8 protein-coding genes are annotated in these 12716 nt (G+C 68.1%); 6 read left to right on the top strand and 2 right to left on the bottom strand.

The window, feature by feature from the left end:
- Positions 1-21: 21 nt before the first annotated feature.
- Together ACWDSL_RS08555 and ACWDSL_RS08550 are read right to left on the bottom strand one after the other, a co-directional pair.
- A complete protein-coding gene (locus ACWDSL_RS08555; RefSeq protein WP_450483048.1) occupies positions 22-1110 on the bottom strand; it encodes a sugar ABC transporter substrate-binding protein in 1089 nt (362 codons plus the stop codon).
- 582 nt (positions 1111-1692) lie between these two features.
- A complete protein-coding gene (locus ACWDSL_RS08550) occupies positions 1693-3831 on the bottom strand; it encodes an alpha-galactosidase (RefSeq protein WP_450483046.1) in 2139 nt (712 codons plus the stop codon).
- Between the two features lie 178 nt (positions 3832-4009).
- Between ACWDSL_RS08550 and ACWDSL_RS08545 the strand changes: the two genes are divergently transcribed.
- The 6 genes from ACWDSL_RS08545 to ACWDSL_RS08520 are packed head-to-tail and all read left to right on the top strand — an operon-like array spanning position 4010 to position 12705.
- On the top strand, positions 4010-5227 hold the full coding sequence (locus ACWDSL_RS08545) for an ROK family protein (RefSeq protein ID WP_450483044.1): 1218 nt from the start codon (positions 4010-4012) through the stop codon (positions 5225-5227).
- Between the two features lie 25 nt (positions 5228-5252).
- On the top strand, positions 5253-6566 hold the full coding sequence (locus ACWDSL_RS08540; protein ID WP_450483042.1) for an ABC transporter substrate-binding protein: 1314 nt from the start codon (positions 5253-5255) through the stop codon (positions 6564-6566).
- 16 nt (positions 6567-6582) lie between these two features.
- Positions 6583-7503, top strand: coding sequence for a carbohydrate ABC transporter permease (locus ACWDSL_RS08535; RefSeq protein ID WP_450483081.1), 921 nt, complete (start codon positions 6583-6585; stop codon positions 7501-7503).
- Entirely contained in the window at positions 7500-8426 is a 927-nt protein-coding gene (locus ACWDSL_RS08530) for a carbohydrate ABC transporter permease (protein ID WP_450483040.1), read from the top strand. Before ACWDSL_RS08535 ends, ACWDSL_RS08530 begins: the two co-directional genes overlap by 4 nt.
- A 47-nt stretch (positions 8427-8473) precedes the next feature.
- Positions 8474-10291, top strand: coding sequence for an alpha-galactosidase D (locus ACWDSL_RS08525; protein WP_450483038.1), 1818 nt, complete (start codon positions 8474-8476; stop codon positions 10289-10291).
- A gap of 41 nt (positions 10292-10332) precedes the next feature.
- Positions 10333-12705, top strand: a complete 2373-nt coding sequence (locus ACWDSL_RS08520) for a glycosyl hydrolase family 95 catalytic domain-containing protein (RefSeq protein ID WP_450483036.1) — start codon at positions 10333-10335, stop codon at positions 12703-12705.
- The last annotated feature ends 11 nt before the right edge of the window (positions 12706-12716 follow it).

Raw genomic sequence — 12716 nt, 5'->3', positions numbered from 1 at the left:
TCTGTGTCGGAGGCCCGGCGGTCAGCCGCAGGTGAGGAACTCGTCGGCGAACTGCTTCTTCAGTTCCGCCGTCTTGGCTTTGCGTGCGTCGTCGTAGTCGGAGACGTTGTCCTTCGTGACGACGAAGGAGCCGGAGTCGACGATCTTGCCGGGATCCTTCATGGTGCACTGCTTCGTCTGCAGCAGGGCGAGCGCCCAGGCGCCGATCTCCGCCTGACCGACCGGGTTCTGCACGACGGTGGCACTGACGGAGCCGTTCTTGATCGACGAGAGGATCTTGGCGTCGTCGTCGATGGCCACGACCTTGGCCCTGGAGCCGGACTCCCGCACGGCCTCGGCGGCGGCGACCGCCGGGTTGTATGCGGTGGAGACGATGCCCGCGATCTGCGCACCCTTGGCGGCGAGCAGGTCGGACACGGCCTTCTGGGCGGTCTGAAGATCCTTGTCGATGTCGGTGATGGTCTGCAGCAGCGTGCCTTTGCCGCCGGTCTCCTTCACCGCCTTCTCCACCCCCCGCCTGCGCAACTGGGTGTTGGCGTCCACGTTGTTGCCGGTCAGATGGACGAGGGCGCCCTTGCCGTGCATGGCTTCGATGGCGGCCTTCGCGGCCTTGTACGCGGCCAGTTCGACGTCCGTGGAGAGGCAGAAGTCCGCCTCGTTCGTGTCGCCGGCCGGACAGGAGGCCAGGGACGCGACGGCGAAGCCCTGGGATTTGAGGTCGGCGAAGGTGGTGTTGATGTCGGTCGGGGAGACGCCGAAGATGCCGAAGGCGTTGTAGCCGCGGGCGGCGAGCGTCGAGACCAGGTTGTTCTGCTTCTGCTGGTCCCACTCGGCGGTCTCGTCGAAGGTGACGTCGCCCAGTCCCAGCGTTTTCTCGGCCTTCTCGCCGGCCTGCTTCCAGGGCTGGAAGTAGGGGTGGGCGCCGCCCGGTACGAGCGCGACCTTGGTCGCGGAGCCGTCGGCCAGCTTGGCCGTCCCGTCGCCGGTCCTCCCGGAAGCGGCGCTCGCGACGCCCGGCTCGTCCGAGTTCTTGATGGTGCAGGCCGATGAGGCGGCGACCAGGACTACGAGGGAGACGGCGGCTGTCATGGCGGTTCTGCGACGGCTCATGATGATGCCCCGAATCAAATAGGATTTTGTTGCCGTGATGCTCGGGGAGCATCCCGACCCGCGTCAAGGCCCCTGCAGGGATCGGGTCGATGAATCTCCACTACAAACCGGATATAAGATGCGAGAAGGTCGCGGACCACACCCCGTCGCACTCCGCCACGGCTCGGTTGGCACCTGCAGGGCACTGTGTGTTGTGCCGTCAAGTTCTACAGAATCCTATAGAAACCAGCTGGTCGATGGGTTGTCACAGACGGGAGCGGGTGAAGCATCGCGCCCGCCGCACGGGTCGGCATCGAGGCGCTGGCCTCGGCGTCGGGGAGTACGCTGCTTGCCGCAGCGGTGGAGCGGCTGCACACGCACCTCCACGTCTTCCGCCGGAAGGTACGCCCGTTGGGGCGGCGGTCGGCCACGGGGCCCACGGTCGCCCCGAACGCGCCACCGTCGGTGACACCTCGGCCGACCGGCCGGCCCTTCCGCCGCGCCGTCCTGCCTCAGGGAGCGTTCCGTGTCGGGCGGCACCCCCAGGGTCGCTTCGTTCTCCGCCCGCTGCATCGACGCAGTCCGTCGGGTATGGACAACATGTCACGAGCCCTCTGCCGGGACACGTACCAGGTGCAACACCGTGCTCGCCCAGTCGCCGGGCGGCAGGTCCAGGTGCAGCCCGTAGTCGGCAAGGATCCTCGCATGGTGGACCGTTCCGGTGCACGTGTCGCGGTAGCGGGCGCCCGGGGTCAAGCCCCGCAGGCGGACCGGTTGGCGCGGGGCACCGTGCCGTGGTCCGCGCTGCCACGCAAGGAGCAGCACCTCGTCGGCGCCGTCTCCGGCGTATTGCACGACGGTCGGGCCCTCTCCCGCCGGCCCGCAGAGGCGGTACATGGCACCCTGCTGGACCAGATGACGTACCCGCTTGTAGGTGACCACCAGTCCGGCGGCCTCGGTGACCTCGTCCTCCGTCCAGCGGGAGAGGTCGCCGCCGATGCCGAGCAGGCCGGACATCGCCACGTGGAAGCGGAACGACAAGGGTACGGAGCGGCCGGTGAGCTGGTTCGGCACGTCCGTCACCCACGCGGACATGGAGCACGCCGGATAGATGTGGGCGAAGCCGTGCTGGATGGCAAGCCGGTCCTCGGCGTCGGTGTTGTCGGACGTCCACGCCTGGTCGGTGCGTGCGAGGACGCCCAGGTCGACTCGGCCGCCACCGCCGCTGCACGTCTCTATGCGCAGCTGCGGATGGTCGGCACGCAGCCGGTCGAGGACCCCGTACAAATTGGTCACGTACCGCGTCCACAGTGCATCGCCGCCACCAGGTTCGCCGGGCCGGCCCGCCTCGCCAATGGCGCGGTTCATGTCCCACTTCAGGAAGTCGATGCCGTGGTCGGCGACCAGCCGGGTGAGCCAGCCGTACGCCCAGTCCGCGATCTCCTGTCGGGAGAAGTCGAGGACCAGCTGATTGCGCATCTCGGTGCGTGGCCGACCGGGCAGGTGCAACACCCAGTCGGGGTGCTCGCGGTACAGGTCGCTGTCCGGATTGACCATCTCCGGCTCGACCCAGATCCCGAACCGCATGCCGAGCCCGTGCACCTGGTCGGCCAACGGGCCGAGCCCGTCGGGGAACCGGTCGGGGGTCGGCGTCCAGTCGCCGAGGCCCGAGCGGTCGCTGCGGCGCGCGCCGAACCAGCCGTCGTCCACGACGAACAGCTCCACGCCGAGCGCGGCAGCCCGCTTGGCCAGCGCCTGCTGGCCGTCCTCGTCGACGTTGTAGCCCGTCGCCTCCCAGGAGTTGTAGAGCACGGGAGCCAACTCGCCCGCGCGCGGCAGCACATGGGTCCGGATGTAGTCATGCCACGCCTCGGTGGTGGCACCGAACCCGCCGTCAGTAAACAGCCCGGCACACATCGGCGTCTCGAACCTCTCGCCCGGACCGAGTGGCAGGACCGTGCCCTCGTGTCCGACGCCGGCGGTGAAGCCGGCCCGGCCGTCGGGCGTGCGCTGCGCCGTGACGCGCCAGCCGCCGCTCCAGGCCAGGGCCGCGCTCCAGACCCGGCCGTGTTCCTCATCGGCCTCGCCTGCGTCCACCATGACCCACGGGTTGGCGTGATGACCTGTGATGCCGCGGCGACTGGTCAGCACGGTCTCGCCGTACGGCAGCGGCTCTCGGCGCAGTTGGGTCTCCGCCGACCACTGGCCGGTGACATGGCTGAGCCGGTACCCGGGCAGTGGTGGGAGCGTCCAGGCGGCGGAGTCGGCGCGCAGCAGGTCGACACGGTTGGCGCCCGCGTTGCGCAGCACGGTCCGGCGCTCGATGACGTCGGTGTCCTCGCGTACCCGGTAGTGCAGCGCCACCTCCAGTGGGTACAGACGGTCGCGGAACCTCAGGACCAGCTCCTCCGTGCCGGATGACGGCTGCCGGAGCACCTCGTGCCCCTGAAGCCACCACTCGAAACCGCGGGTGCCGTCGATATGGCGTACCTGCAGCGACGGCGGCCCGTAGTGGACGCCGTCATCCGCCGGCAGCTCCTCGCCCACCGCACGTCGCCCTTCGAAACTGCTGTGCGCCTCCTGCAGCGGAACGGCCAGCTCCAGGGCCTCCGCCAGGGACAGCCGTGGTCCCCACCCGACATGGCCGGGTGCACCGGTCTCGTCGATACGCAAGGCGTACGACGTGCGCGGGGTGGTGAGCAGCCAGACCCCGGCCTCGGGAGAATGGGAGATCAGCGGCATGAGGCCTCACGCTCCAAGCGGGGACGATGCTGACCGTGAGCAAACGTGACCTTCGATCAGCTGTCAACTGGTATGCACAGCACCCAGTTTGAATGCTTTGAGCGAGCACCACCAGAGTTTTCGCAAGTTACCGCTTCTTTCATTGACAGCAGAAAATAAGGGCCCTAAGTTCCCGGCCATGCAGTCGACTTCCCCTCCGACGCCCCCTCCCGAGGCCCTACCGGCACAGACGCCCGCCGCCGCCCAGATCTTCACCACGCTGCTCTCGCACGGTCCCCTCACCCGTTCCGAGGTGGCCGAGCGCACGGGGCTGTCAGCCGCGGCGGTGACCAAGGCGGTACGGCCGCTGATCGGGGCCGGGTATCTCGTGGAGGACGTCGACGACGCCCGCCGGGCACTGGGGCGACCGGCCAATCCGGTGCGGGTCGACGCCGGCCGAGCGCTGTTCGTCGGAATCAAGGCGACCGGCGACGAACTCATCGGCGTCCTCACCGACCTGTGCTGCCGGATCCGCGTGGCCCGGCACCTGCCGCTGACGGATCAGGCCCCGGCAGCAGTGCTCGCCGCGATCTCGGAGCTTGTGCGGGAGCTGCTCACCGAGGCCGAAGGCTTCGGTGTCCCGGTGCTCGGCCTCGGCCTCGCCGTCTCCGGCGACGTGGACCGCCTCGACGGAACCGTCCGCTACTCGCCGTTTCTGGAGTGGCGCGGCGTGGCGCTCGGCGAACTCGCCAATACCATCACCGGCTTGCCGGTCACCGTGGAGAACGACGTGCGTGCCCTGACCGTCGCCGAGCAGTGGTTCGGCGCCGGCGTCGGGTTGTCCGACTTTGCTCTGGTCACCGTCGGCGCGGGCATCGGCTGCGGACTCGTGGTGCATGGGCAGGTGGTGGCCGGGGCGCACGGGGTGGCCGGCGAAATCGGGCACGTCGCCATCGATCCGGCCGGCCCGATGTGCCGGTGCGGCAACCGGGGCTGTGTGGAGGCGATCGCGGCCGACCAGGCCATCCTCGCCCGCATCACCGAGACGACGGGGACCGCGGTCACCGACTCCGCCCATGCTGTGGACCTCGCGCGCCGGGGGGTCCCGGGAGTGCGGGAGGTCTACGCCGCTGCCGGCGAGGCGATCGGCCGCGGCATCGCCACCATGGCCAACCTGTTCGGGCCCGAGCGAGTGATCATCTCCGGCGAGGGCCTGGCCGCCTACGACCTGTTCGCCGACCAGATCCGCGACACCTTCGCCGCCTACGCGTTCGGCTCCGCCGTGCAGTGCGACGTACAGACCCGCCCGTTGCCTTTCGAGGAGTGGGCGCGCGGTGCGGCCGCCACCGCGATCCAGAGCTTCATCAGATCCGACACCCACCAGCAGCGCACCAATGGCGCTGCCGCGCGCACCTAGCACGCACGAGCACGAGGAGCGACCAATGACGCAGCACAGCAGCTTCCCCCTGGCTGCGCAGAGCCCCGGCCGGCGCAGAGTGGTCGGCGGACTGTTCGGCCTGTCCGCGGCCGCTCTGGCCGCTCCCGTCCTCACCGCCTGCGGCGGCGGCCCGGGAGCCGACCCCAAGACGGTCACGTTCGGTTCCAACGGCGCCGACGCCACGCCCAAGAAGGCATACGAGGCCGTCACGAAGGCGTTCACCCAGGACTCCGGCCTCACGGTGAAGACGAACACGGTCGACCACGACACCTTTCAGAAGAGCATCACCAGCTATCTGCAGGGCACTCCGGACGACGTCTTCACCTGGTTCGCGGGCCACCGTATGAAGTACTTCGCGAAGAAGGGGCTCGCGAGCCCCGTCGACGAGGTCTGGGACGTCATCGGCGACGGGTTCAGCGACGCCACCAAGCAGCTCTCGCGCGGTGAGGACGGCAAGTACTACTTCGTTCCGCTCTACAACTACCCCTGGGCGGTGTTCTACCGGAGGAGTCTCTTCCAGGACCGAGGGTACGAAGCCCCCGCCACCTGGGACGACTTCATCGCTCTCGCGAAGCGGATGAAGAAGGACGGACTCTCTCCGGTCACCGCCGGCTACGGCGGCGGGGACAGCTGGTCCGTCCTCGGTGCCTTCGACTACCTCGACCTGCGCGCCAACGGCTACGACTTCCACATGCAGCTCATGCGCGGCGAGGTCTCCTGGACCGACAAGCGCGTCGTGCGAATCTTCGACCTGTGGCGCGAGCTGACCCCCTACTACCAGACGGGCGGCGGCGGCCGTTCATGGCAGGACGCCGCCCAGTCGCTCATCGACAAGAAGTCGGGCATGGCGGTCATCGGCCTGTTCATCGGCCAGCAGATCACCGACGAGGCGATACGCGGCGACATCGACTTCTTCCCCTTCCCCGAGATCGACGGCGTCCACGGCCTGGACGCCGTCGAGGCACCCACCGACGGCTTCATGCTGAGCCGGAAGCCGAAGAACGAGGACGGTGCGAAAAAGTTCCTGGAGTTCCTGGGCGGCGCCCGGGCCGAGGAGCTGTACATGGGCGTCGACCCGAGCAACCTCGCCGCCAACGAGCAGGCCGGTACCGGCTCGTACAACGCTCTGCAGACCAAGTCGGCCGAACTGATCAACTCCGCGAAGAACATCAGCCAGTTCGCTGACCGGGACAGCGACCCCGGCTTCATCTCCACCGTCGTCCTGCCCGGCCTGGTCGAGTGGCTCGGTCACCCGGACGACGGCACCGCCACCCTCAAGAAGATCGAGTCCCAGCGCTCACGCTTCTTCACTTCCTGACCGGGATCGGAAAGGCCTGCGCACCGTGTCCTCCGCGAATTCCCCCGGGCGGCTGAGCCGGAGCGACCGTCTCTTCCTGACGCTCGTCATCGGATTGCCCCTGCTCGCCCTGCTCGTCTTTGTCTGGCTGCCCGCCCTCGCCTCGATCGCGCTGTCGTTCACCACGTGGGACGGCATCGACCTGTCCGACATCCACCCGACGGGCATCGAGAACTACGCCCAGATCTTCACCAACTACCCGCCGTTCTGGCCGGCCGTCCAGCACAACGTGATCTGGCTGCTGTTCACGGCATTGCTGCCGACCCCGTTCGGTATCTTCCTGGCGTACCAGCTCGACAAGAAGATTCGATTCACCAGGGTCTACCAGACCGCGATCTTCCTGCCGATGGTGCTGTCCCTCGCGGTGGTCGGCTTCATCTGGGAGATCATCTACAACCCCGACACCGGGCTGCTCAACAGCTTCCTCGGCGTCGTCGGGGCCGGTCACCACATCGACTGGCTCGGCGACCCCGACCTGAATCTGTGGGCCGTCCTCGTCGCCTCGGGCTGGCGGCACACCGGCTACATCATGATCCTCTACCTGGCGGGACTGAAAAGCGTCGACCCGGCCCTCCGGGAGGCCGCCGCCCTCGACGGCGCCAACGGACGCCAGACCTTTCTGAAGGTGATCTTCCCGGCACTCAAACCGGTCAACAACATCATCCTCGTCGTCACGGTGATGGAGTCGCTGCGCGCATTCGACATCGTCTACGTCCTCGGCGGGGGGACCGGCAGCAAACCCGGCATGGAACTGCTCTCTCTGCTGATCACCGACAACATCGTCGGCGAAGCCGGCCACATCGGCTACGGCTCCGCCCTCGCCGTGATCCTGCTGCTCGTGTCGCTCGCGGCAATCGGGACCTTCCTCGTGCAGACCTTCCGAAAGGGGGACCAGTGACCGCCACCGTCGAGCGGCGCGCCTCCCGCACCCGGACAGGACGCCGGCGACCGCCGAAGAGCGGACCCAAGCGGCCGCCCCGCGCCCTCGGGCGGCACATGCTGCTCGGCAGTATCGCCCTGCTGTGGCTCGTCCCGCTGCTGTGGGCCGTGTACACCTCGCTCAGGTCGTACGAGGACACCGCGAGCAACGGCTACTTCTCTCTGCCGCGCAGCTTCGGCCTGGACAACTTCACCGATGCCTGGACCCAGTCCGGCATGCCGCACTTCTTCTGGAACTCCGTCCTCATCACCGTGCCCGCGGTGCTCTGCACGCTGCTGTTCTCCGCGGCCGTGGCGTTCTTCGTCTCCCGCTTCGACTTCCGCTTCAACCTCGCACTGCTGATGCTGTTCACCGCGGGCAACCTGCTGCCCGCCCAGGTGCTCATCACCCCGCTGTACCGGCTGTACCTGCAGATCCCGCTGCCGTGGTGGATGAGCGACTCCATGCTGCTGTACGACTCGGTCTGGGGCATCATCGCGATCCACGTCGCGTACCAGTGCGGATTCTGCACCTTCGTTCTCAGCAACTACATGAAGACGATCCCGAAGGAGATCACCGAGGCCGCACAGGTCGACGGCGCCCCGGTGTGGCGGCAGTTCTTCCAAATCATCCTGCCGCTGTGCCGGCCGGCCTTCGCCGCACTGGCCACGCTGGAGTCCATCTGGATCTACAACGACTTCTTCTGGCCTCTCGTCCTCGTCGACACCGGCGACAAGCGGCCCATCACCTCCGCACTCGCCAACCTCCAGGGCGCGTACTTCACCAACCCCAATCTGATCGCGGCCGGCGCCCTGATGACCGCGATCCCCACGCTGCTGGTCTATTTCGCGCTCCAGCGTCAGTTCATCAGCGGGCTCACCATCGGCTCGAGCAAGGGCTGAGCCGCCCTCGTATCCCTCGCCGCACCGAACACAAGGAGGTACGGCCCATGCGGTCAACCTCGAACGCAGCCCTGCCCGGACGCCGGCTGGGAACCGTCGTCGTCCTGGCCCTCACCGCCCAACTCGCGACGACCGTTCCCGCCGCGCAGGCCGAGACCGAGGCCCCCACGACCCCGGCCGCCACGACCACCACCCTGGCCGCCAACCCCTACATGGGCTGGACCAGTTGGACCATGCAGTCGTCGAAGTACCCGGGCCTCAACCCGAAGGGCGACTACAGCTATCTGACCGAGGCGAACGTCGACAAGCAGACCGATGCCATGGCGGCCAAGCTGAAGAAGTTCGGCTACGAGTACATCAACATCGACGCCGGCTGGTGGATGGACTGGTCGTGGAAGTCGCAGTTCGACGAGTACGGTCGGCAGAAGGCCGACCCGGAGCGCTTCCCGAGCGGCATGAAGGCCGTCGCCGACCGCATCCACTCCAGGGGCCTGAAGGCCGGAATCTACCTCCCGGTCGGCCTGCAGAAGGAGGCGTACAACGACGGCAGGACGCCGATCTGGAAGGCCGAGGGCTGCACCACCGCCGACATCGTCTACGACGACCTGCGCACCACCAACGGCTGGGACAGCTCGTACAAGATCGACTTCTCTGATCCCTGCGCGCAGAAGTACATCGACTCCCAGGCACAGATGTTCGCCGACTGGGGCTACGACTTCCTCAAGCTCGACGGCGTCGGACCCGGCTCCTTCAAGAGCGGCGACAACTACGACAACGTCGCCGACGTGGCCGCCTGGCAGAAGGCCATCGACACCGCCGGCCGCCCCATCCACCTGGAGTTGTCCTGGTCCCTCGCCTACAGTCACGCCGAGGACTGGAAGAAGTACTCCAACGGCTGGCGCATCGACACCGACGTCGAGTGCTACTGCAACACCCTGGTCAGTTGGGAGAACTCGGTCGACGACCGGTGGGACGACGCCCCGGCCTGGACGGACCACGCCGGACCCGGCGGCTGGAACGACCTCGACTCCCTCAACGTCGGCAACGGCGAGATGGACGGCCTCACCAAGGCCGAGCGGCAGAGCTACGCCACCCTGTGGGCGATCGTCAAGTCTCCGCTCTACACCGGCGACGACCTCACCCGCCTCGACTCCTACGGGCTGTCGCTGCTGACCAATCGCGAGGTCATCGCGATCAACCAGAGCAGCGCGCCGCCCGCCGAGCCCGTCACCGCATCCGACCCGCAGCAGGTGTGGGCCGCGAAGAACCCCGACGGCACCTACAGCGTGGCGCTGTTCAACCTGTCCGGCGCACCCGCCTCCGTGACGGCGAACTGGTCGACCCTCGGCTTCCAGGGCAAGGCCTCGGTGCGTGACGTGTGGAACAAGGAGAACCTCGGAACCTACACCGACAAGATCACCCAGGCGCTGCCCGCGCACGGCTCGCGGCTGTTCACCGTCACCCCGCGCGGCACCGGCCTCACCTGGACCGGCTACGAGGCCGAGGCGGGCGGCCTGAGCGGCAACGCCTCCGTGGCCGACTGCTCCGCCTGCTCCGACGGCCGCAAGGTCGGCAACCTCTACGGCGGCGGCAAGCTCACCGTCAACGACGTCGTCGTGCCCAGGGCCGGCACCTACCAGGTCAAGGTCTCCTACATCAGCGGCGACGCCCGGTCTGCCCTGGTCTCCGCCAACGGCGGCGGCGCCACCTCGCACAAGTTCGCTTCCACGGGTGACTGGACCACGGTGAACAGCGTTTATGTGCCGGTGAAGCTGAAGTCCGGGGCCAACACGATCACCATCGACAGCGGAAGCGACGGCTACGCGCCGGACATCGACCGGATCGACGTACAGAAGTCTCGCTGATCTCCTTCCGTCCCCCCACCCCAGACGCATCCGGAGCCGCCATGAACACCAGCTCTGACGACCCGAGCAGAAGAACCCTCCTCTCCCTCGCCACCACGGCGGCCCTCACCGCCGCCGGCACGCTGCCCACCTTCACCGCCTCCGCCGCGCCCGCCCGCCCCGCCGAAGCTCCGCTGCCCGCCGACGCCGCCCGCCAGCAGTTGTGGTGGCGAGCCCCTGGCGACGAGGGCTCCCTGATCGAACAGGGCCTGCCCATCGGCAACGGCCGCATAGGCGCCCTCGCGAGCAACGACTCCGGCCGCGAAGTGCTGCTGATCTCCGACGCCACCATGTGGACCGGCGGCCTCAACGACACCCTGGACAAGGACGGCCAGTTCCCTTATGGACGCTCCGACTTCGGCTCGTTCACACTGCTCGCCAAGCTCACCGTCGACATCCCCGACCACGACCTCGGCGCCGTCAACACCTACCGCCGCACCCTCGACCTCGCCCAGGGCCTGGTCACCAGCTCCTACGTCCGCTCCGGCATCACCTACCGGCGCGAGATGTACGCCAGCCACCCCGACGACGTCATCGTCCTGCGCTTCACACAGAGCGGCGGCGGCCACTACACCGGCACCATCACCCTGACCGGCACCCACGGCGAGAACCCCACCGCCGCCGAGTCCTTCGGCGCGACCCTCCCCAACGGCCTGCGCTACGGCGCCGCCGTCAAGGCCCGCGCCACAGGCGGCAAGGTCACCGTCAACGACACCCGGATCGACTTCTCCGGCTGCAGGGAACTCACCATCGTCGTCAGCGCCGGCACCAACTACGCGCCCGACGCCGCCGCAGGCTTCCGCAACCCCTCCCTCGACCCCGAGCGGCTGGCCCGTACGAAGGTCCGCGACGCGGCGTCGGAGTCCGCCGACGCCCTCCGGCGCACCCACATCGCCGACTATCGTGCCCTCTACGCAAAACTGGACCTCTCGCTCGGCACGTCCAGCGCCGAGCAGCGCGAGCTGGACACCTGGGAACGCCTCCACGCCCGCACCCGGGACCTCGTCCCCGACCCCGAACTGGAAGCCGCCTACCTGCAGTTCGGCCGGTACCTCATGATCTCCGGATCTCGTGACAGCCTGCCCCTGAACCTCCAGGGCCTGTGGCTGGACGGCAACGACCCGGACTGGATGGGCGACTACCACACGGACATCAACATCCAGATGAATTACTGGATGGCCGACCGGACCGGTCTCTCCCAGTGCTTCGACACCTTCACCGACTACTGCCTCGCCCAACTCCCCTCCTGGACCAAGCTCACCCAGATCCTGTTCAACGACCCGCGCAACCGCTACCGCAACTCCACCGGCAGGGTCGCCGGCTGGACCGTCGCCATCTCCACCAACCCCTACGGCGGAGGCGGCTGGTGGTGGCATCCGGCGGGCAACGCCTGGCTGTGCAACAGCCTGTACGAGCACTACGAGTACACCCAGTCGCGCGCCTACATCGCGAAGATCTACCCGCTTCTCAAGGGCGCCTGCGAGTTCTGGGAGGCACGGCTGCTGCCCCATGCCCTCCCCGGCACCACCAAGGAGGTGCTGATCGCGGACAGCGACTGGTCCCCGGAGCATGGCCCGCTCGACGCCAAGGGCATCACCTACGCCCAGGAACTGGTGTGGGCGCTGTTCGGCAACTTCGCGGCCGCCTCCGCCCTGCTGAAGAAGGACACCGCCTACGCCGACACCATCACCGGCATGCGCAAGCGCCTGTACCTGCCGCAGGTGAGCCCGAAGACGGGCTGGCTGGAGGAGTGGATGTCGCCCGACAACCTCGGCGAAACCACGCACCGGCACCTGTCCGGGCTGGTCGGCCTCTTCCCCGGCGACCGCATCCGCCCCGACGGCTCCACCCCCAAGAAGATCGTCGACGCAGCCACCGCCCAGCTGACCGCGCGCGGCATGAACAGCTTCGGCTGGGCCAACGCCTGGCGCAGCCTGTGCTGGGCCCGGCTCAAGGACGCAGAGAAGGCCTACCAGCTCGTGGTCAACAACCTCCGCCCGTCCAGCGGTGGCAGCAATGGCACCGCCTTCAACCTCTTCGACGTCTACGAGGTGGAGCAGGGCCGCGGCATCTTTCAGATCGACGCCAACTTCGGCACTCCGGCGGCGATGACCGAGATGCTGCTGTACTCGCGGCCCGGCCATCTGGAACTGCTCCCGGCCCTGCCGGACGCATGGGCTTCTTCCGGCCACATCACCGGCCTTCCCGCGCGCGGCGGATTCGTCGTGGACGTGAAGTGGCGGGATGCGAAGCCCACTTGGGTGAGGCTCCGCAGCGTCGGCGGGCGCACGACCACCGTCGAGTTCGCGGGCCGCACCCGCAATGTGGTGCTCCAGGCCGGTGCGTCCGTCACGCTCAAGGACTTCGACCGGTGATCCGCCGGATC

This window comes from Streptomyces sp. NPDC000941 (assembly GCF_053599555.1).
This window is presented reverse-complemented; position numbering and strand designations above follow the sequence as displayed.